This is a genomic window from Streptomyces sp. 11x1, assembly GCF_032598905.1.
Taxonomy (GTDB): Bacteria; Actinomycetota; Actinomycetes; order Streptomycetales; family Streptomycetaceae; genus Streptomyces.
The window spans coordinates 2,323,969-2,344,771 of record NZ_CP122458.1 but is presented as its reverse complement, the minus strand read 5'-3'; the positions used below and the strand labels follow the sequence as shown (position 1 = coordinate 2,344,771).

Here is a 20,803-nt window from a genome sequence, read left to right as displayed (position 1 = left end):
ACGTCAACTATCTGACCAGCGGTCCTAGACCCTCAGGGGAGGCCTGCCACCTGAGGTGCCGTCAGCGCGGCAAGGGTCCGCGACGCCTTTCTACCGTCTCCGCGCAAGGCGGCGCCGGTGCAGTTCTTCACACCTCCGTCACGACGTCGCGCCAGCTGTGAAAGAGGGGCTGCCGGGAGGGGGGTCACCTGCGGATTCGGCCGTTCCTGGCGTCGTTCCCGGCTGTGGCGAACGCATGATTCTCGCCATCAGGCGGTGCGTTGCCTCGTGTCAACGACCGCCCGGACGAGCGGAGTCGGGCGCGAAAGAGGCGAGGTCGCACACCGTGGGCACGACGCACTCCAGGAACATTCACACCACGAGGGCCGGAAAGCGACCAGGGGTCGATGGTCGGCCATGCTTTGATCAAAATTTAGACTTCAACGGAACGATACGGAAGTCCGGTGTGAGAACCTACTCACACGTGGCTCCAGTTGTCCCGATCCCGTCCGAACTCCCTGATCACGACGCGAAGTTGAGTCAGCGTATGCTCTGGCGCATCTCCCGGGGGCTGACGCCGTAGCGTCGCCGGAAGGCCGTGCTCAAGGCGCTCGCCGAGGAGAATCCCGCGGCGTAGGCGAGGTCGGTTATCGTCAGGTGCTCGCACTCCGCGCACAGCAAGCGGTCCCGGACCAGGCGCAGCCGCTCCTCCCGGATCAGCTCACGGGGCGTGGTGCCCGCTTGCTGCAGGGCCAGTTGGATCTGGCGCAGCGACCAGCCGAGGGCGCGCGCCACCGCCGTACCCGTGAGATTCGGATCCGCCGCGTGGTCGCGCACATAGCGGCGGACCATCGTCTCCACCTCGCCCAGCTGCCCGGGGACGTCGGGGCGGTCGTCGCCTGCGGCCAGCATGCACACCAGCTCCACCACCCGGTCGGAGACGGCGTTGAACTCCGGGTCGGTGAGGTGCTCGCGCTCCTCGTGCAGCTCCGTCAGCATCGAGCCGACGATACGGCCGAGACCGGTCGCGAGGTTCAGTCCGCTGGCCACCGGCGACCTGGTGTTGAGCCGGCCGTCCACCTCACGGGCCGGGATGGTGAAGATGAACGCGTCGATGGCGTCGCTCTGCAGGCACTGGAACGGTGAGGCGAAGGTGACCAGCGCGGCCGTGCCCGGGGTCAGCCGGGCCTCCTCGCCCTCCTGCCGCAGCACGATCTCACCGCTCATCGGCAGCAGCAGCCGGTAGTCCTCGTCGGGATCCTGGCGTACCTGACGCATCGTGCGGGTGTACTCGATCTCGTCGGACCGGTACTTCACCAACTGATACGTGTCGGTGCGCTGCCGGAGCGTCTCGCCGCGGAAGTTCTCCGCCCGCGCGTATCTGAAGCCCATCCGGGACTGGTACGAGCCGATCTGCTCGGTCCAGAAGTCGGCACGCTCGCGCGGGGCCAGCTCCTCGGTGGTCAGCGCCTCGACGCTGTAACTTCCCGCGGGCAACGCTCTCCCTCCTTGGTGCCGGGCACCCGACGATGTCCTCGTTGTCTTTCACGGTCCCCCGTACGAAAATCTTCAACTTCTGCTTGATCAAAGACAGTTACCGTACGGTCGGACACGGAGGGCACCCTAGCGTGGCAAGCGGTTGCCGTGCCGCCCGGCCGATTGGCTGAATATGCCTTTGGGAACCTCTCCCTGCGCATCACGCCCCTTGCGCCACTCCTGCGCCCTGTGACAACTTCCCTGCGCGTCACGGAAAGTGCCCGTGCGGTGGCGCCGCTAGCGTCGTGCGCTCCGTCAACTCCCGCCGGCGTCCCGGGACCCTCCGACGCCGGGGGACTTGAGGACGTTAGGACTCGTACTTCATGACCGAACCGATATCGCAGGCGGTGATCTGGGCCCTCGCGGCAGCCCTGTTCGCCACCGCCGTACTCCTGCTGCGCCAGCACGGGATCACCAGGCGACAGCGCGGAAGGAACGCCGATCTGGCCGATGACGTGCGGGCCCGGGACGAGGAGCTGCGCCATCTGGTCACGGTCCGCCTGCCGGCCCTCGCCGACCACCCCGGCCAGAGCGTGCCCGGCGTCGGACCGCTCGACGGCCGTCTGGCCGGTACGGACTTCGGCAAGGGCCTCGACGAGGTGCTCGCCCGCTTCTCCGGCGCCGTCGAGCACGCGCAGCACCGGGCCGACCAGTCCGCCAAGGCCGCGCTCAAGGCGTCCATGCGCTCCATCCAGGCCCTCGCCAACGAGCAGCAGATGTCCATCTCCGAGATGCAGGAGCGGCACGACGACCCCGACGTGCTGCGCGACCTCCTCGAAGTCGACCACACCAACGCGCAGTTCGGGCGGCGCGCCCAGGCCATCGCCGTCCTCTGCGGCTCCTGGCCGGGCCGGCAGCGGGCCACCTCCCCGCTCGTCGAGGTCGTCCGGGGCGCCACCTCGCGCATCCGCGACTACCGGCGCGTCCGCGTCCACGGCCAGGTCGACCTCGCGGTGGAGAGCCGCGCCGTGGAACCGGTCGTCCTCGCGCTCGCCGAGCTCCTCGACAACGCCGCCCGGCACTCCCAGCCCAACACCACCGTCGAGGTCAACGTCCAGACCGTGCACAACGGCGCCTGCGTGATCGTCGACGACGCCGGTGTCGGTATGGACGCCCACGGCGTGCGGCGCGCCACCCTGCTGCTCTCCGGCGACGCCGAGGTGGACGTCACCCGCCTCGACGACCCGCCCCAGTTCGGCTTCGCCGTCATCGGGATGCTCGCCCGGCGCTACGGATTCACCGTCTCCGTGGACACGCGCTCCCCGTACGGCGGTGTCCGCGCCGTTGCCTTCCTGCCCACCGCGCTGCTCACCCACGTGGAGGCCCCCGCCCCGGAGCCGCGACTCGCCCGTACGCCCGTGACCGAGGCCGCCCCCGGCCCCCGCCAATCGACCGTCGAGACCGCCCCCGCCGCGACCACCGAGGGCGGACTGCCCAAGCGCCGTCGACGCACCCCCAGGCGGACCGCCGCCCCTGAACCGGAGCCCGTGGCACGGCCCGAGGAGCCCCCCGGCCGCTCTCCCGAGGAGAACGCCCGCCTCATGGGCGCCTTCGCCCGCGGCACCCGGTTCGGCCGCGCGGCGGGACGCATCCTCGACGAGGAGGAGTACGTGCCGGACCGCGACGGTGACCACGACCGCGACGGTGACCGCGACGGTGACCGTGACCGAGACGGTGATCGCGCCGCGGCGCCCACCTCCCACCAGAACGAAGGGACCCCCCACGCATGATCGAGCCCACGAACAACGAGCTGGGCTGGATGCTCGACGACGTGCTGAAGGTTCCCGAGGCGCGGCACGCCATCCTGCTCTCCGCCGACGGCATGCTCCGTGCCCACTCCGCCGACATCGACCGCGACGACGCCGAGCGCCTCGCCGCCGGGCTCTCGGGGCTGCAGTCCATCAGCCGCAGCACCTCCGAGTTCTGCGGGCCCGCCGACCGCCCGTGGCGACAGACCCTGATCGAGTTCGGACACGGTTTCGTCTTCCTCGTCGCGGCCGGCGAGGGCGCCTATCTCGCGGTCTCCACCGGCGACGAGGTCGACATGGAGGCGGTGACGTACCGCATGCACAAGCTCGTCGACCGCCTCGGCAAGGAACTGACCAGCCCGGCACGGCTGGACACGGGCAGCAGGGCATGACCCCCCGCCGGCCACGGGGGCGGCTGGTGCGGTCGTACGTCGTCACCGACGGCCGCGCCCATCCGACCCGCAACACCCTGGACCTGGTCACGCTGCTGGTCGCCGCGACCGATCTGCCGCTGACCGGGCTCAGTCCGGAGAAGCGCCGGGTGATGGACCTGTGCCGGCCCGGCTCGCTCTCCCTGGCCGAGGTGGCGAGCCGTCTGGAACTGCCGGTCAGCGTGACCAAGGTGCTGGTCGCCGACCTCATGGACAGCGGTCACGTCGCCACCCGCGCCTCGTCCCCCGCGCTCGAACAGGCTCGCGCGGGTGCCTCCCTCTCGGCCGCCCGGCCGTCCGACGCGAAAATCCTCCAGGAGGTCCTCGATGGGCTCCGCGCCCGCCTCTGACGACGTCTATCTGCGACCCACGGTGAGAACGGCGGCCAAGCTGCTGGTCGTCGGTCACTTCGCGGTCGGCAAGACCACGTTCGTCGGCACGCTCTCCGAGATCCGGCCGCTGCGCACCGAGGAGGTCATGACCGAGGCCGGCGCGCTCGTCGACGACCTCGCCGGCACCCGTGACAAGACCACCACCACGGTCGCCATGGACTTCGGCCGGCTCACCCTCGACGACTCCCTGGTGCTCTACCTGTTCGGCACCCCCGGACAGCAGCGCTTCACCAGGCTCTGGCAGGACATGACCCGCGGCGCCCTCGGCGCGCTGGTCCTCGCCGACACCCGCAGGCTGTCCCACTCCTTCGAGGTGATGGGCGTCCTGGAGGAGCTCGACCTGCCGTACGCCGTCGCCGTCAACGACTTCGACGGCGCGCCCGTGCACGGCCTGGACGAGGTGCGCGAAGCGCTCGACCTGCTGGACGAGACGCCGCTGGTGCGCTGCGACGCCCGTGACCCGGACTCCTCCACCCGGGCGCTGATCGCCCTCGTCGCATACCTCCTGGACCGCAAGACCGAACTGGAGCCCGCGTGACCCCCGCACCGCAGTCCGGTCCCTCCGACCCCCTCGGTCCATCCGGCACATCCGGCCCGTCAGGTCCGTCCGGTCCGCCGCCGGGTTGTCCGGCCCACCAGCCCATGTACGGGCCGGAGTTCGCCGCCGACCCAGCCGCGTTCTACAGGAGGGTGCGCGCGACCGGCCCGACCGCACCCGTCGAGCTGGCCCCCGGCGTACGGGCCACGCTGGTCACCTCCTACGACGCCGCCCTGCACGTGCTGCGCAGCACGGAGACCTTCTCCAAGGACCCACGCCGCTGGAACGACCTCGCGGACGGAACCGTCCCCCCGGACAGCCCTGTCGTCCCGATGATGATGTACCGGCCCAACGCCCTGTTCTCCGACGGGGAGGAGCACCGGCGGCTGCGCGGTGCCATCACCGACAGTCTCGCCCGCGTCGAGCCCAACACCCTGCGCGGCTATGTCGAACGCAGCGCCGACACCCTCATCGACCGGTTCGCGCCCACGGGCGAGGCGGACCTCCTGGGGGAGTACGCCCAGGTGCTGCCCCTGCTGGTCTTCAACCACCTCTTCGGCTGTCCGGCCGAGCTGGGGCTGAAGCTGGTCGAGGGCATGTCCGGCATCTTCGACGGGGTGGACGCCGAGCGCGCGAACGAGCTGCTCACCACCACGCTCTTCGAGCTGGTCACGCTCAAGCGGAAGCAGCCCGGGGCCGACGTGACGTCCTGGCTCACCCTGCACCCGGCGGGACTCACCGACGAGGAGATGATCCACACCCTCGTCGTGCTCATGGGCGCGGGCACCGAGCCGCAGCAGAACCTCATCGCCAACGCGCTGCGGCTGCTGCTCTCCGACGACCGGTTCGCCGGTGATCTGTCCGGGGGCAGCCTCCCCGTGGAGGACGCGCTCGACGAGGTGCTGTGGACCGATCCGCCGATGGCCAACTACGCCGTGCACTACCCGAAGCGGGACGTGGTGTACGAGGGCGCGCTGCTGAGGGCCGGCGATCCGCTGGTCGTCTCGCTGGCGGCGGCCAACACCGACCCGGCTCTGACGAGCAATCAGCGGACGGGCAACCGGGCCCACTTGGCGTGGAGCGCGGGCCCGCACAACTGCCCCGCGCAGAGCGAGGCCCGGCTGATCGCGTCGGTGGCGGTGGAGAAGCTCCTGGACCGGCTGCCCGACGTCGATCTCGCCGCGCCCGTGGAGGCGTTGGAATGGCGTCCGGGCCCCTTCCACCGGGCCCTGGCGGCACTGCCGGTGACCTTCCCGCCGACGACGACGGTGGTCACGCAGCCCCCACGCCCCAGGCCGGCCACCCCGAACCGCCCCCAGGGCCCGAACGGCACCCCCCGCCCCCCCGCCCCCGCCCGCCCGAGAAGCGGCTGGTCCCGCCTACTGGCCTGGTGGCGCGGAGAGTAGGGGGCCGCGCCCCCGGCGGTGGCTCCGGGAAGAGGCGGCAGGGCCGGCGCCGGGCTTCGTCAGGTGCGGCGGACCGGTAGGTGGCGGTGACCGTTGGAGATGAAGGACTCCACGTGACCCAACTGGTCCTCCGTGGCCACCAGTTCCAGTGCCGGGAAGCGGGCGAAGAGTGCCGGGAGTGCGATGCGGGCCTCCAGGCGGCCGAGCGGGGCGCCCAGGCAGTGGTGGACCCCGTGGCCGAAGGCGAGGTGTTCCTTGTCGGCCCGGGTGACGTCGAAGGCGTCGGCCTCCTTCCCGTGCCGCTCGGGGTCGCGTCCGGCGGCGGCGTACGCGGCCAGGATCGGCTCGCCCTTGGCGATCACCACCCCCTCGGGCCCGCCCAGCTCGGCGAGGGCGAGGTCCTCCACGGCGTAGCGCAGCGGCAGGCTCGCCACCGGCGCCTGCGTCCTTAGCGTCTCCTCGATCACGTCGTCCCAGGTCGCCCGGCCCTCCCGGACATGGGCGAGCTGCTCGGGGTGGGCCAGCAGGGCGTGGACGGCCTGGTCGAGGAGGTTGACGGTGGTCTCGTGCCCGGCACTGATCATCAGCACCAGCGTGTCGATGAGTTCCTGCTCGCTGAGCCGGGTCTCGTCCTCGTCGCGGGCGGAGATCAGCCCGGAGGTGAGGTCGTCGCCGGGCGACTCCCGCTTGGCGGCGACGAGTTCGGCCAGCACGGCCTGCAACCGCCCGAACGCGGCGGTCATCTCACCGGGATCGGCGGAGGTGTCGAAGATCCTGTCCACCAACTCGCGCAGTTCCAGGCCCCGTTCCTCGGGCAGCCCGAAGAGTTCGGTGATCACCTGGATCGGCAGCGGATAGCAGAACTCCTCCCGCAGATCGACGGTCCCGGCGCGCAGGAAGCCCTCCTCGATCCGGTCCAGCAGCCCCTTGGTGATCTCCTCGATACGCGGCTGCAGGGCGTTGGTGCGGCGCGCGGTGAACGCCTTGGCGACCAGCGTGCGCAGCCGTTTGTGGTCCCCGCCGTACGCGGTGAACATGTTCTGCACGGCGACCCAGGTGAACAGCGGCCACTCCGGCGTGATCTCACCGGCGGCGAACCGCGGCCAGTGCTGCCGCGCGTCCTTCGACACCCGGGGGTCGGTGAGCAGCCGCTTGAGCAGCTCAGGGCTGCTGACGGCCCAGGCCTCGACGGCCGGCGGCCCCGGCAGCACGACCCGGGTCGCCGGACCCGTCTCGCGGATACGGGCGGCCTCGCCGTGGATGTCACGGCCGGTCGGGTCGATCACTAAGGGGCTCGGGTGGCCCATGGGGGTCCTCCTGGGTCGAAGACGGTCCAACAGCGCAACGTGCAAGCCCGGTCACGCTACGGCTCGACGGCACGGCCGGGCGAGATCGTGTCCCGCGCGCTGCGTACGACGGCAACTTCCCTGCGCGTACTCGCAAGTCGGCCGCGGAGACCGCTCCTAGGATCGGGCCCACCTCCCCCATGAAGAGCCGGTGAGTTCCATGATGGTCAGCAGGGCCCCGCGCTGGATGTGTGCCTACAGTCCCGAAGTACGCACCGTGCCCGCCGGGCGGTGGTGGAACGCCGTACGGGTGCCGGTGGCCCTCGGCGCGCGGGCCCTCGCGTCCCTCGGGGACGAGAGCGGCGCCGTCATCAAGGACGGCTACGGCGGCATCATGTACTGGCTGGTCCCGCCGGGCGACGCGTCCGCCTGGCACCTGCCCGACGTCCAGGTCCTCGGCCGGGGCAGTCACGTGGCCGTCCCGCCGCTACGCCGTACCGCCGGCCCCGGCCTCTACTGGTGCGTCCCGCTCACCCACGACACCTACTGGACGAACACGGCCCGGCTGCACCGGGCGCTGACGACAGCGTCGGCTCCCCTGTAAACGCCGAACCCCGCACCCCCCAGGGGGCACGGGGAACCGCGCGAACCACCACAACGGCCGGTACTCGCCGAACTACCGCGACTACCCGAGCTCTGCGGCGTGCTTCTCCGACTTCTCCGAAGCCGAAGCCGAAGCCGGCGCCTGCGCCGAAGCCCGCGCCGCCTTCTCCGCCCGCTTCGCCGACCGCTTCTGCCTGGGTTCCTGATCGGGCAGCCAGCCGAAGGCCAGCGTGCTGCCCACCGCCCCCATCAGCAGTCCGACGACGAACCCGCCGATGTTGGACGTGAGCCACGTGCCCAGCGAGAGCATGATCCCGAGGATGGAGTAGAACAGGCGCTGAGCGGGATTGAAGATGATCAGCAACCCGCACACGATCATCAGCGAGGGCAGGAGATAGCCCGCCAGCCCCTGCATGCCGATCTTCAGGATGACCGGGAGCGGCGCCTTCATCGTCAGCAGGATCTCGGCGCCGCCCAACGCCAGCAGCAGGCCACCGGCGAACGGCCGGTGACCTCTCCATTCCCGGAAGTCGCTCACTAGTCGCAGCCCTCGCTCCGGAAGTTCATGTGCAGGTCGGGGAGCTTGAAGACGGCAGCCGTGGCGGCGTAGTTGTGCTGGTACAGGTCGGTGATCGTGACCGTGTCGGCCTGCTGGCCGTAGACGCCGGGCTGACCCTTCTGGTCCACCTTGTCGAACGTGCTGGAGTCACGGCCGATCTCGATGTTGTTGAACGAGGCGTCACCCGAGATGTCGTCGGAGTCGATCGCCAGGTTCTTCACGCTCACCGGCGTGCCCTTGTTGCCGGCGGTGAGGACCAGCTGGATGCCGCCGAGGTCCACGCTCTGGCAGAGGTTCGTCAGCTTGCCGTTCTTCACGACCGAGGTCACGACCAGCACCTGACCGCCGGTGTCACCCTCGTTCGGGCTGTTCTCGATCATGTGGTCCAGCGCGCCGAACTGGGCGAAGCCCTCGCCGTCGAGCTTGTCGGCGGTGACGACGAACGGCATGCCCGAGATGGCGAACTGGACACCCAGAGCGCCCTGCGCGGTCATGATCATCAGACCGGCGGCGACCGCCGTGGCCGGCACCGCCATCACCGCGGCGCGCTTCAGGCGGACCCGCCCGCGTCTGCCGGACGCTTCGGGACCCTCGGGTCTTTCATTGGTGGACGCCGTGACGTCCGAGGACGAGGCCATGTGTGCTCCCTGGACTTCCAAGTCATTGCAGTTGGGGCAACGGCACGTTGTCCTGGCGCGGACAGCGGTTGCGGCGCACGCCCGAGAGCACCTCCCGTGGTGCAAGGGCTTACTTGCTACGCCGCAGTAGCCATTCGGGAAGTTACCGGTGGTTACTTTCAAGGGTCAAGGTGCTTGTGGCAAAAGGATGTTGGTTGTGCCGTCCCTGTGAAAGCTGAACATCTCTCACCTTTGGTTTTGTCTCCGGAGGCCACTGATCTCGGCCAACTCCGAACCGCTGCTTGGCCATCAACTTGCTTGCGATGCCTTGACGTTGACTCTTCTTCAGGTCTACAACTCTCCCGGGTTTCCCCCACGGATCCGTGGCGCCGGATCCGACGCGCAGCGCCTGTCACCGTCCCGAACGCCCCGTCGTCGACGGGGCGTGGTGACCCACCTGAACGCGCTGCGCGGCCCACGCAGCACCACCCCTCGCCGCGGTGCCGGGCACGGTCGCCTTCCCTCCACTGGGCCGTGTCCCGGTCCCCGGCTGTCGCTGCCGGTCCGTCACGTACGGAGAAGGCGTGCCACGGATCGGCGGCGACCGTACGGCGCCGTGCGGCATCGCCGCGTTCCCCCGCGCGAACGGTGACCACTCGCGCGCCATCACCGCAGTCCACGCACCGTCGAGGGCTGTCACCCGCACTTGCCGAGGGCCCGACCGGCCCTCGCTTCCCGAGAAGAGGCACCCCCATGCGTACGCGATCCCTCCTTGCCCTCGCCGCCGGCACCGCCGCCCTGCTGGTGTCGGCCGTCAGCCCCGCCTCCGCCGCGGACACCGTGCTCACCACCGGCGGCCCCGCCGGTGACGCGGTCGCGGTCGGCGACGTCCTGAGCGCCTCGCTGGCCTCCGGCACGGCCGCCACGTTCCGCTCCAGCGCGACCGGGACGAGCGGCGTCTCCTGTGCCGCGTCGACCTTCACCGCCACGGTCACCGACAACCCGGCGGCGCCCGGCACGGCCACCGAGGCCGTGGACGCCCACACCTTCGGCAGCTGCACCAGCAACGTCTTCGGTGTGACCGGCGTCACCAGTGTCACCGTCAACAACCTGCCCTACACCACCTCCGTGACCTCCGACGGTGTCGTCACGGTCAGCCCGGCCTCGGGCTCGGTCATCCAGACCACCGTCGTGCTGCGCACGCTGCTGGGCACCATCAACTGCGTCTACCAGGCCCCCAGCATCACCGGCACCTCCAACAACACCGACAACAGCATCAACTTCACCGCCCAGGCCTTCACCAAGACCTCGGGCTCCTCGCTGTGCTTCGCCAGCGGCTACTTCACGGCGAAGTACGCGCCCGTCGCGGACACCGCCCAGGGCGGCGCGACGGTCTTCACCAACTGACCGCACCAGCAGGTCGGTCACCGGTCCGGCGGTCGGTGACCGGCCCGAGGCGCTGACCGGTCGTCCGGTCAGTCGCCTCGATCGGCGGCCCGGTCGCTTGCCCGATCAGCCGTCGACGCGAGAGCGGCGCCCTCGTCCGCGGAGATGGAGGGCGGCGCCCACGGTGAGCACCAGGATCGTGGCGCCGCCCGCCACCAGCGGTACGGAGGTGCCGCTCTCGTCGGTCGTGGAGGCAACGGGACTGCCGGCGTCGGCCGCCCGCGCCTCGCCCCCGGCGTCGTCGGGGCCGGCGGCCGGTGTCTCGGTGAACGGCGTCGGCGCTGTCGTCGCGGGCCGGGGCTTCTCCTCGCTCGCCTTCCCGGTGGTCGGCTTCCCGGCCGCGGTCTTCTCGTCCTCGGCCGGCGTCCCGTCCGAACTCCCGCCGTCCGAACCGGAGTCGGCCTGTTTCGCCTTCGGGAACACCACGTCCGAGCACGAGTAGTAGGTGTCGACCGTGCTCGTGTTCTGCCAGATCGTGTAGAGCACATGGTGCCCGGCCCGATCGGCCGGCAGCTTCGCCGAGAACCGGTACGAGCCGTTCCGCAGCGGCGGGTCGGTGATCGAGGCGAACGGCTCCTCGGGCAGGTCGGACCACTTCAGCGGCTTCGTGGGGTCGTACCCCGGCTTCGTCAGGAACAGCTTGAAGGTGCCGGTGTGCGGGATCGTCGACCGGTACGTCAGATCCAGCGTGGCCCCGGGGGAGAGGCGGGTCGAGGGCCAGTCGGCGCGGGCCAGGTCGAGCCCCCGGTAGGCCGCGAGCCCTCCGCTGCACAGCCGCCCGTCGGGGACGACCTCCCGGTCCCGCCCGTTCACACCGGCGATCCGCATGTTGTCCCACGCGGTGAAAGGCGCCCCGTTCGCGGCGACGGCGGCCTTGCACGCCGCCGTGCCCTGACTGTCCCCCTCCGGCGAGCACGCCGAGACCCGGCTCACCGGATCCGTCGGCGCACCGTGCGCAAGAGCCGGTCCGGCGGCGCCCACGGTGAGAAGCAGAGGGGCCACCGCGGTGGCCGCGGCGGCCATGACGACGGCGCGGCGGCCGGTGGCCCGACGGGTGGTCGCGGGGCGGCCGGTGCCACGACGGGCGGTCGCGCGGTGGGCGGACAAGCGGTACATCCGGTACGTCCGATCCATGGAGGTCGAGGGCTGACGGTCGGTGCACCGTGTCGTACGAGACCCATGAGCGCCGCGTTCAACGCCCCGAGCCTGTTCGACCGGTCGGATCCGGCCAGCGGGCCGTGCGGCGGCAGAGCGACGGCAAAACCGGCGAAGCGGCACATCGAGCCACGACTCCCGGGCGGCGTAGGGGAGTTCCCCAGGGGTCGAGGGTTTTCCCCGTATCCCCATGACCTGGGCTTTGCCTAATGTCATCGCACAGCCGAACCATAGGTAACCCCTGGTGGGACGGCCCGCGCTTGGCCGGTTTCTGCGCCAACCCTTTCCGGACCCCCCGCCGCTTCGATGAAGAAGCGCTTCACCGCCGCTCCTCCCCTGACATGAGCAGGCCACGAAAGGCGAAGCCCTTGCGTACTTCTCCCTCTCGTACCGCAGGACGGAAGCTCATCTCCGTCGCCGCGGTCTCCGTCGCCCTGGTGGCGGGCATGACCTCCTCGGTCGCCGTCGCCCAGGCCCCGTCCGCGAAGGCAGGCACCGCCGCCCCCGCCGTGGCCGGCGCCACCGAGGCCGCGCCCGGCACCGTCGCCGAGCGCCTGATCGTCGGCTACAAGTCCGGCGCCGCCGAGGCCACTTCGAACAAGGCTGCCGACGCCGATGCCATCGCCAAGGGCAAGGAGGCCGGCGAGAGCCTCGACTTCCAGCGCCGGCTCGGCAGCGGTGCCGCCCTGGTCGACCTGGGCGACGACCTCACCAAGACGGACGTCGCCGACGTCATCTCCGAGTACCAGGCCGACCCGCAGGTCGCCTATGTCGTCCCGGACCGCCTGAACAAGGCGCTGGCCACCCCGAACGACACCGAGTACACCAAGCAGTGGGACCTCTACGAGTCCACGGCTGGCATGAACCTGCCAGGCGCCTGGGACAAGACCACCGGTTCCGGTGTGACGGTCGCCGTCATCGACACCGGTTACGTCGCCCACTCGGACCTCGCCGCGAACATCGTCGGCGGCTACGACTTCATCGCCGACACCACCGTTGCCAACGACGGAAACGGCCGTGACAGCAACCCGGCCGACCCCGGCGACTGGACGGCGGCGGGCGAGTGCGCCGCGGGCGACCCGGCCAGCACCTCCTCCTGGCACGGCACTCACGTGGCCGGCACCATCGCCGCCGTCACCAACAACAGCAAGGGTGTGGCCGGTGTCGCCTACGGCGCCAAGGTCTCCCCGCTGCGGGTCCTCGGCAAGTGTGGCGGCTACGACTCCGACATCATCGACGCCATCACCTGGGCGTCCGGCGGCACCGTCTCCGGCGTGCCCGCCAACACCAACGTCGCCAAGGTCATCAACATGAGCCTCGGCGGGGGCGGCGCCTGCACCTCCGCGACCCAGACCGCGATCAACGCCGCCGTCAACCGCGGCACCACGGTCGTCGTCGCGGCCGGCAACAGCAACGCCAACGCGGCCAACTACTCGCCGGCCAGCTGCAACAACGTGATCTCGGTGGCGGCCACCAACCGCGCCGGCTCCCGCTCGTACTACTCGAACTTCGGCTCGGTCGTCGACATCGCGGCCCCCGGCGGCGAGACCCGCACCGTCGAGACCGGCGGCATCCTGTCCACGCTGAACGCGGGCGCCTCGACCCCCGGCAGCGAGTCGTACGACTACTACCAGGGCACCAGCATGGCCGCCCCGCACATCGCGGGCCTCGCCGCGCTGGTGAAGTCGGCGAGCTCCGCGCTGACCCCGGCCCAGATCGAGTCCGCGATCAAGACCAACTCGCGTGCTCTGCCGGGTACCTGCTCGGGCGGTTGTGGCGCCGGCCTCGCCGACGCGGCCAAGACGGTGCAGGCGGTGACCGGTGGAGGTTCCACGGGGGGCACCACCTTCACCAACACCACGTCCCTGTCCATCCCGGACAACGGCGCGGCGGTCGAGTCCTCGATCTCCGTCACCGGCCGCACGGGCAACGCCCCCTCGGCCCTCCAGGTCGGCGTGGACATCACCCACACCTACCGCGGTGACCTGGTCCTGGACCTGGTGGCCCCCGACGGCTCGACCTACCGTCTGAAGAGCTCCAGCTCGGACTCCGCGGACAACCTGGTCACCACCTACTCGGTGAACGCCTCCAGCGAGGTCGCCAACGGCACCTGGAAGCTGCGCGTCCAGGACGTCGCCGCAGTGGACACCGGCCGGCTGAACAGCTGGCAGCTGACCTTCTGAGTCCCGGGCCGTCAGGCCCGTGATTCCGGCCGAACGGCCGGACCCGATGGACCGCCACCCCCCACTGCCGGCGGCCGACCGATGCGAGCGGGCATCGGTCGGCCGCCGGCGCATGCACGCCGGGCGTTAGCGTATGCGCATGGCGACAGAGAAGTCCGAGGAAGCGAAGCAGACGTCGGCCGGGGGATTCGGTGCGGCCCCGGTCATGACGGTGTGCCCCCGCTGCGGTGCCTCGGGGTCGTCGGTGCGCACGGTTCCCGATGCCTGCGCCGCCCCCGACTCCCCGGGCTCCGGCCTCTCCGACCGGCTGGCGAAGGCCCCGGGCGTGGAGTCGAGGTTCGACAGCTTCACGCACTTCCTGGAAGGCATGGTCCTGGCCTTCGTCTGCGCGGGCCTCGCCCGGCACGGAGTCCAGAACGACAAACCCCTCTTCACGACCGGCGGCGCCGCCCTCGCCGTCCTCCTCTTCGTCGGCACCCTCTGGGTGGTCCGGGGCGAGGCCCGCGAACGCGCCACCGTCGCCGCGGGCAGGCCCCGCGCCGAGGAGCTCTGGGCCGCCGCCTGCTTCTGCGCGTCCTGCGAGTCCGTCTTCTACCCCACCGGCAGCCCGTGGCCGGGTCCGCTGACGACGGACCAGTTCCGCAAGTACGTCTGGACCGAGGCCGGCTTCACCAAGCAACTCGACGAGAAACTGAAGCAGGTGGAACTGCCGCCCCGCACACCCGCCGGCCCCACCGCCCCCGGAGGAGCCCACGGCCATGCCTGAAGCCCCCGCCTCCGCCCCGGTGGTCCGCGGCGACGACCCGGCCTCCTTCCCGCACAGCGTCCTCGCCGAACGGCACCCCGCCCTCATCCGCAAGGTCCAGGACGCCACGCCCTACGGTCCCCAACAGCGCCGCGCGCTGGACGAGTTGCTGCACGACACGCTCCACGGCACCGTCGCGCCACCGGCCGACGACGACTGGTGGGACACCTGGGACGCCCGCCGCTATGCCGGCAGCTCCTGGTTCTCCCTCCCCTTCCTGGCCGCCGAGAGCTGTTTCTACCGCCAACTCCTGCGCGCCGTCGGCTACTTCGACCCCGGCCCCTGGCAGGGAGTCGACCCGTTCCGCCCCTTCAAACTGGCCGAACTGGAGACCCCCGAGGCCGCCGCCGAACTCACCGCCCTCGGCCCCCTGGCGGAACGCCCCCTGCCCGACCAGCTCGACGCCCTCCTCCACGGCTCCCTCTGGGGCAACCGGGCGGACCTCGGCTTCCGTCTCCAGAGCACCGAGGAGAAGGCGACCGACTCCCCGTTGGTCGCGGACGACAGCGACGCGCTCCTCTCCCTGCTGTCCGGCTCCGCCGGCCGCACGCTCTGCCTGGTGGCCGACAACGCGGGCCGCGAACTCATCCCCGACCTGCTGCTCGTCGACCTCCTCCTCACCCACGGCCACTTCGACCGCGCCCTGCTGCACCTGAAGCCGTACCCGTACTTCGTCTCGGACGCCACCACCGCCGACACCCTGGACGCGGTGCGCCACCTGATCACGGCGAAGACCGACGCAGGGCACCGACTGCACGCGGCGCTCCGCGAAGGCCGCCTGATCCTGCGCACCCACCCCTTCTCCTGCGCCCCGCTGCCCTACGCGGACATGCCCGCCGACCTGCGCGCGGACTTCGCCTCCGCCGACCTGACCGTGATGAAGGGCGACCTCAACTACCGCCGCCTGGTGGGCGACCGCCTCTGGCCCCCCACCACCCCCTTCGCGGAGGTCACTTCCTATTTCCCGGCCCCCGTGGCGGCCCTGCGCACCCTCAAGTCGGACGTCATCACAGGCCTGACCCCAGAAACGGAAACCACCCTCACGACAACGGAGGGCCACCACTGGCGCACGAGCGGCACGAGGGCCGTGATCCAGCTGCGCATGTGACGGGGAGCGGGGCACAGCCCCAGCTCCTCAAGGGGCGCGGGGAACTGCGCGAGAACCCCCACCGGACGGACGTGTGGGGGTGGAGGGGCGCAGCCCCTGAGGACGGGACGGGTAGGGGCGGCGGGGGCGAGAACCCCCCAGGTTCACGCGATGGTGTGATCATGTGCCCCCATCCGGATGCCGGCCGGAGGCCACGGGTAGGGCCCGCCCATGACGCAGCCCTTCGAACTCCCGCACTTCTACCTGCCGTATCCCGCACGGCTGAACCCCCACCTCGAAGAGGCCCGCACACATTCCTCCGCGTGGGCCCGGCAGATGGGCATGCTGGAGGGCTCCGGCGTCTGGTGCCAGGCGGACCTCGACGCGCACGACTACGGTCTGCTGTGCGCGTACACCCACCCCGACTGCGACGGTCCGGCGCTCTCGCTCATCACCGACTGGTACGTGTGGGTCTTCTTCTTCGACGACCACTTCCTGGAGCTGTTCAAACGGTCCCAGGACCGCCCCGGCGGCAAGGCCCACCTCGACCGACTCCCGCTCTTCATGCCGCTGGACCTCGCGACTCCCGTACCGGAGCCACGGAACCCCGTGGAGGCGGGCCTCGCCGACCTCTGGGCGCGGACGGTTCCGTCGATGTCGATGGACTGGCGTCGCCGCTTCGCCGTTGCCACCGAGCACCTGCTCAACGAGTCGCTGTGGGAGCTGTCCAACATCAACGAGGGCCGGATCGCGAACCCGGTCGAGTACATCGAGATGCGCCGCAAGGTCGGCGGCGCGCCCTGGTCGGCCGGTCTCGTCGAGTACGCGACCGCCGAGGTCCCCGCGTCGGTCGCGGGATCGAGGCCGCTCAGGGTCCTGATGGAGACGTTCTCCGACGCCGTCCATCTGCGCAACGACCTGTTCTCGTACCAGCGCGAGGTCGAGGACGAGGGCGAGAACAGCAACGGCGTCCTCGTCCTGGAGACCTTCTTCGGCTGCGGCACCCAGCAGGCCGCCGAGACCGTCAACGACATCCTGACCTCCCGGCTCCACCAGTTCGAGAACACCGCGCTCACCGAAGTTCCCGCCCTGGCACTGGAGCAGGGCCTCACCCCGGCCGAGGCCGCCGCCGTCGCGGCGTACACGAAGGGGCTGCAGGACTGGCAGTCCGGCGGCCACGAATGGCACATGCGGTCCAGCCGGTACATGAACCAGGGCGCCGAGTCCGCGCGCGGCCCGCTCGACCTCGGCGGCGCGGTCCTCTCCGGCCCCGCCCTCCTCGCCCAGCCCGGCTTCGGCACGTCCGCCGCCGGCGTCGGCGCCCTGCTGGCGACCGCCGCCGCGGAACGGCTGCGCGCCCACACCCATGTGCCGTACCAGAAGGTCGGGCCCTCACGACTGCCCGACTTCCAGCTGCCGTTCCAGGTCGAGCTCTGCCCGCACCTGGACGGCGCCCGCCCCCGCCTCACCGCGTGGACGCACGCGATGGGCATGCTGAGCGAGGGCGTCTGGGACGAGGAACGGCTCGCCGCGGCCGACCTGCCGCTCTGCTCGGCCGGCCTCGACCCGGACGCCACCCCCGAGCAACTCGACCTCAGCTCCGCCTGGCTGGCCTGGGGCACCTACGGCGACGACTACTACCCCCTCGTCTTCGGCCACCGCCGCGACCTCGCCGCCGCCCGTCTGACCACGGCCCGGCTCTCCGACTGCATGCCTGTCGACGGGGAGCCGGTCCCCGTCCCGGTCAACGGCATGGAACGGGGCCTCATCGATCTCTGGGCCCGTACGACGGCGACGATGACCCCCGACGAGCGGCGTGGCCTGAAGGAGTCAGTCGACAGGATGACGGAGAGCTGGGTGTGGGAGGTGTTCAACCAGATCCAGAACCGCGTCCCCGACCCCGTCGACTACCTGGAGATGCGGCGCGCCACCTTCGGCTCCGACCTGACCCTCAGCATGTGCCGGATGGGCCACGGCCCGCAGATCCCGCCCGAGGTCTACCGCAGCGGCCCCGTCCGCTCCCTGGAGAACGCGGCCATCGACTACGGCTGCCTCATCAACGACGTCTTCTCGTACCAGAAGGAGATCGAGTACGAGGGCGAGGTCCACAACGCGATTCTCGTCGTGCAGAACTTCTTCGGCTGCGACTACCCGACCGCGCTCGGCGTGATCCATGACCTGATGACCCAGCGGATGCTGCAGTTCCAGCATGTCGTCGCCCATGAACTCCCGGTCGTCTACGACGACTTCGCGCTCTCGCGGGAAGCGCGCGCCATCATGGACGGCTATGTGGCCGACCTGCGGAACTGGCTGGCCGGCATCCTCAACTGGCACCGTCAGGTCGACCGCTACAAGCCCGAGTTCCTCGCCCGCCGGGCCCACGGCTTCGTCCCGGACCGGCCACCGGTTCTCTCCTTCACCCCGGCTCACGCGGGCTGACGCGCCGCCGCCCTGGTCGCGTGTTCGACCGCGGCCCGGGCGAACGCGCGCACGATCGGGTGCGGGCGGCTGCCGTCGCCGGCCAGCTCCGGCTGGAAGAGCGTCGCCAGGAAGAAGGGGTGGCCCGGGAGTTCGGCGATCCGGACGTGGCCGTCCTCGTCGTGCCCCGAGAACCGCAGACCGTGGGCGCGCAGGGTGTCGAGGTGACGGGTCGGGCCGTACGCGCAGAAGTACCGCTCGACCGACTGCTCGGCGTTCATCACGGACTGCGCGAGCGAGCCGGGTTCGATGACGACCGTCCCCTCGTGCCCGACCAGGGAACAGGCGAGCGGCTCGATCAGGAAGTCCTCGGCGTCCGGCTCGCTCTCGGCGTGCGCGACCCGGGTGAGCCCGCACACGTTCCGGGCGTACTCCAGCAGCGCGTGCTGGAAGCCACCGCACGTGCCGAGGAACGGGACGCCCTCCTCCCGCGCGGTACGGATGGCGGAGAGCACCCCGGCCTCACTGCGGTAGGGGCTGCCCGGCACCACCCACACCGCGTCGAACCCCCGTACGGCCGCCGCGTCGGCGGCGGCGTCCTCGGAGGGGATCCAGTACGCGTCGAGGACGAGCCGGTCCTGGCCGGTGAGGGCGTCGAGGAGGAGTGGGATCCGGCTGTGCGAGACGACGTCGGGGGACCGGTCGCCGACGACGGCCAGCCGGGCGGACGGGTTGGACGGGGCGGACGCGGACGGGGCGGTTGGGGAAGAGGCGGGCCGGGAAGGGGCGGGCTGCGCCGCGTTGTTCGTCATGCACGTCATCCTGGGCGCGGCCCCGACTTCACGTCCAACGATGATTTACGCATCCCCGATAAGTAGTCCTGATGAGCAGTCCTGGTGAGGGCCGCCGACGAACCCGCGGCCGGCCGGTGCGCGATCCTTTCCGCCATGGACCCGCATCTGCTGCGTACGTATGTCACCGTGGCCCGACTCGCCTCCTTCTCCGAGGCCGCGCGCGAGCTGGGCTACACCCAGTCCGCGGTGTCCCAGCACATCGCCGCGCTGGAGCAGGACCTCGGTGCCCCGCTGCTGACCCGGCGCCCCGTGCTGCCCACGGCGGCGGGCGAGCGGCTCCTCGAACACGCCGGGCCCCTGCTGCTGCGTCTGGAGGCGGCCCGCGCCGACGTCGTCCGGATCGCGTCCGCACCCGAGCACGGGCTCACCCTCGCGGTGACCCCGACGGCTCTCGGCCCCCGTGTCCTCGCCGTGCTGCCCGCAGCCGGCGTGACCCTGCGGACCCTCGCCCGCGACGAGATCCCGGCGGCCGTCGCCACGGGCGCCGCCGACCTCGGTCTGGTCGACGGGCTCGCCGCCCCCAGTGACCCTCTCCGACTCCCCGACGTGGCACCCCTGACCACCCGGGGCGTCGGCGAGGAACCCGTCTGCGTCCTGCTGCCCGCCGACCACCCCTTCGCACGCCGCCCCGGCCTCCGCCTCACCGACCTCGTCGACGCCCGCTGGCTCGACGCCCCGGGCGCCGGCCTCCCGCTGGACCGGCTCCGCACCGCGAGCGGCACCGGCGGTGTCCGCACCGCCCTCCGGTACGAGGGCACCGACCTGCGCACCCTCACCACCCTCGCCGCCGCCGGACACGGACTGACCGTCCTGCCGCGCGGCTTCGCCGTCGACGTCCCCGGCGCGGTCGCCGTGCCCCTCGTCGCACCACGCCTCGTGCACCGTACGGAGATCGTCCACGGCGGAACGCCCGGCGGGGCGGCGGCGGCACTGGTGCGGGAGCTGACCGGCGCCAAGCGGCTCTAGACACCCGATGTGACGGGGCGTCAGTCTCACTCTTTCGTGGCTCGTCGTGCCATGGCGCCCCGGGTAGGTCTCCGGCCGGAGGTGGCCACCATGGAACAGACAGCGTTGCGGCCCAAACCCATGCCCGGCGGGGAGCCCTGCGGCGACCGCCCGTCCGGCCCGACCCGGCGTCCGCACGCCGCGCCCCGCCGCGCCCGGCAGCGACTCGTCACCCTGCTGCTCGCCCTGGCCGCTTGCGCCGCCCTCGTCCTGTCGGGCGTCGGGCTGGGCACGATGGGCGCCACGGTGATCGGCATGAGCAGACTTGCGGAGCTGCGGGAGCGGGCCGCAGGCGAGCGAGGAGCCGTCGGCCGCCCCGGCGCCGGGGCCGACGCTGGCCACCGGGCGCGGGGCGGCCTGCCCAAGTCGGCGCCGGGGCAGGGGAGTTCGGTGTCACCCGGCATCGGCGCGCCCACCCGCCCCACGCTCGGCGTCGAAGCCGTCGATGCACCCGCGCCCGCGCCTGCATCCGCCCCCGCATCCGCACCCTCCATCGCTCCCACGTCCGCGGGGCCGGCGGGTCGCGGCGCGCTCGTCGTCGGTGTCCACGTACCCGGCCCCGGCCACGCGGCCGGCCTGGTCCGTGGTGACACCGTCCTCGCCCTGGGCCACACCCGGACCGGCTCGGCCTCCGACCTGGCGCGGGCCGTCGCCGCCGCGCGCCCCGGGGTGGCCCTGAAACTCCTCGTGCGCCACGCGAACGGCACCCGGCGGTACCTGGTCGCGGTCCCGGGCGTCGTGACCTGAGCGGCCCC

The 20,803-nt window shown here is 71.4% G+C and carries 19 protein-coding genes; 13 read left to right on the top strand and 6 right to left on the bottom strand.

Annotated elements, in window-relative coordinates:
- Positions 1-519: 519 nt before the first annotated feature.
- Positions 520-1,476 (bottom strand): AraC family transcriptional regulator, encoded by a 957-nt coding sequence (locus P8T65_RS10420; RefSeq protein ID WP_316725148.1) that lies wholly within the window; start codon positions 1,474-1,476, stop codon positions 520-522.
- Positions 1,477-1,838: 362 nt separating this feature from the next.
- Here P8T65_RS10420 and P8T65_RS10415 point away from each other — a divergent pair, with 362 nt between their 5' ends.
- From P8T65_RS10415 to P8T65_RS10395, 5 genes are all read left to right on the top strand, one after another.
- The gene (locus P8T65_RS10415; protein WP_316725147.1) at positions 1,839-3,245 is read left to right on the top strand and encodes an ATP-binding protein; all 1,407 of its coding nucleotides are present in this window, start codon (positions 1,839-1,841) and stop codon (positions 3,243-3,245) included.
- Positions 3,242-3,655 (top strand): roadblock/LC7 domain-containing protein, encoded by a 414-nt coding sequence (locus tag P8T65_RS10410; RefSeq protein WP_033529364.1) that lies wholly within the window; start codon positions 3,242-3,244, stop codon positions 3,653-3,655. The genes P8T65_RS10415 and P8T65_RS10410 overlap by 4 nt, the downstream gene beginning before the upstream one ends.
- Positions 3,652-4,044, top strand: coding sequence for a DUF742 domain-containing protein (locus tag P8T65_RS10405; protein ID WP_316725146.1), 393 nt, complete (start codon positions 3,652-3,654; stop codon positions 4,042-4,044). Before P8T65_RS10410 ends, P8T65_RS10405 begins: the two co-directional genes overlap by 4 nt.
- Entirely contained in the window at positions 4,022-4,624 is a 603-nt protein-coding gene (locus P8T65_RS10400; protein ID WP_230213217.1) for an ATP/GTP-binding protein, read from the top strand. Before P8T65_RS10405 ends, P8T65_RS10400 begins: the two co-directional genes overlap by 23 nt.
- Before the next feature lie 104 nt (positions 4,625-4,728).
- Positions 4,729-6,030, top strand: a complete 1,302-nt coding sequence (locus P8T65_RS10395; protein WP_316725145.1) for a cytochrome P450 — start codon at positions 4,729-4,731, stop codon at positions 6,028-6,030.
- Between the two features lie 59 nt (positions 6,031-6,089).
- Here P8T65_RS10395 and P8T65_RS10390 read toward each other — a convergent pair whose 3' ends face one another.
- On the bottom strand, positions 6,090-7,337 hold the full coding sequence (locus P8T65_RS10390) for a cytochrome P450 (protein WP_316725144.1): 1,248 nt from the start codon (positions 7,335-7,337) through the stop codon (positions 6,090-6,092).
- Positions 7,338-7,536: 199 nt separating this feature from the next.
- On the opposite strand from P8T65_RS10390, the gene P8T65_RS10385 reads away from it, so the two are divergent.
- On the top strand, positions 7,537-7,920 hold the full coding sequence (locus P8T65_RS10385; protein ID WP_316725143.1) for a hypothetical protein: 384 nt from the start codon (positions 7,537-7,539) through the stop codon (positions 7,918-7,920).
- Between the two features lie 81 nt (positions 7,921-8,001).
- On the opposite strand, the gene P8T65_RS10380 is transcribed toward P8T65_RS10385, so the two are convergent.
- The gene (locus tag P8T65_RS10380; protein ID WP_316725142.1) at positions 8,002-8,457 is read right to left on the bottom strand and encodes a DUF6114 domain-containing protein; all 456 of its coding nucleotides are present in this window, start codon (positions 8,455-8,457) and stop codon (positions 8,002-8,004) included.
- Positions 8,457-9,116 (bottom strand): DUF6230 family protein, encoded by a 660-nt coding sequence (locus P8T65_RS10375; RefSeq protein WP_316725141.1) that lies wholly within the window; start codon positions 9,114-9,116, stop codon positions 8,457-8,459. Before P8T65_RS10375 ends, P8T65_RS10380 begins: the two co-directional genes overlap by 1 nt.
- Positions 9,117-9,848: 732 nt before the next feature.
- Between P8T65_RS10375 and P8T65_RS10370 the strand changes: the two genes are divergently transcribed.
- Positions 9,849-10,502 (top strand): Tat pathway signal sequence domain protein, encoded by a 654-nt coding sequence (locus P8T65_RS10370; protein ID WP_316725140.1) that lies wholly within the window; start codon positions 9,849-9,851, stop codon positions 10,500-10,502.
- 105 nt (positions 10,503-10,607) lie between these two features.
- Here the strand turns inward: P8T65_RS10370 and P8T65_RS10365 are convergent, their stop codons facing one another.
- Positions 10,608-11,657 (bottom strand): lytic polysaccharide monooxygenase, encoded by a 1,050-nt coding sequence (locus tag P8T65_RS10365; protein ID WP_399098670.1) that lies wholly within the window; start codon positions 11,655-11,657, stop codon positions 10,608-10,610.
- A gap of 407 nt (positions 11,658-12,064) precedes the next feature.
- Between P8T65_RS10365 and P8T65_RS10360 the strand changes: the two genes are divergently transcribed.
- The 4 genes from P8T65_RS10360 (at position 12,065) to cyc2 (ending at position 18,210) form a co-directional block, all read left to right on the top strand.
- On the top strand, positions 12,065-13,879 hold the full coding sequence (locus P8T65_RS10360) for a S8 family serine peptidase (protein WP_316725139.1): 1,815 nt from the start codon (positions 12,065-12,067) through the stop codon (positions 13,877-13,879).
- Positions 13,880-14,018: 139 nt separating this feature from the next.
- Positions 14,019-14,645: a hypothetical protein gene (locus P8T65_RS10355; protein WP_316725138.1), complete on the top strand. Its 627-nt coding sequence runs from the start codon at positions 14,019-14,021 to the stop codon at positions 14,643-14,645.
- Positions 14,638-15,792, top strand: coding sequence for a damage-control phosphatase ARMT1 family protein (locus P8T65_RS10350; RefSeq protein ID WP_316725137.1), 1,155 nt, complete (start codon positions 14,638-14,640; stop codon positions 15,790-15,792). The genes P8T65_RS10355 and P8T65_RS10350 overlap by 8 nt, the downstream gene beginning before the upstream one ends.
- Positions 15,793-16,002: 210 nt before the next feature.
- A complete protein-coding gene (gene cyc2, locus P8T65_RS10345) occupies positions 16,003-18,210 on the top strand; it encodes a germacradienol/geosmin synthase Cyc2 (RefSeq protein ID WP_316725136.1) in 2,208 nt (735 codons plus the stop codon).
- On the opposite strand, the gene P8T65_RS10340 is transcribed toward cyc2, so the two are convergent.
- Positions 18,198-19,001 carry a glutamine amidotransferase-related protein gene (locus P8T65_RS10340; protein ID WP_316725135.1) on the bottom strand — a complete coding sequence of 268 codons (804 nt, stop codon included), beginning with the start codon at positions 18,999-19,001 and terminating at the stop codon, positions 18,198-18,200. The genes cyc2 and P8T65_RS10340 overlap by 13 nt on opposite strands.
- A 135-nt stretch (positions 19,002-19,136) precedes the next feature.
- On the opposite strand from P8T65_RS10340, the gene P8T65_RS10335 reads away from it, so the two are divergent.
- Complete coding sequence (locus P8T65_RS10335) at positions 19,137-20,009, top strand: LysR family transcriptional regulator (RefSeq protein ID WP_316725134.1); 873 nt, start codon at positions 19,137-19,139, stop codon at positions 20,007-20,009.
- Between the two features lie 90 nt (positions 20,010-20,099).
- Positions 20,100-20,795: a PDZ domain-containing protein gene (locus P8T65_RS10330; RefSeq protein ID WP_316725133.1), complete on the top strand. Its 696-nt coding sequence runs from the start codon at positions 20,100-20,102 to the stop codon at positions 20,793-20,795.
- Positions 20,796-20,803: the final 8 nt, after the last annotated feature.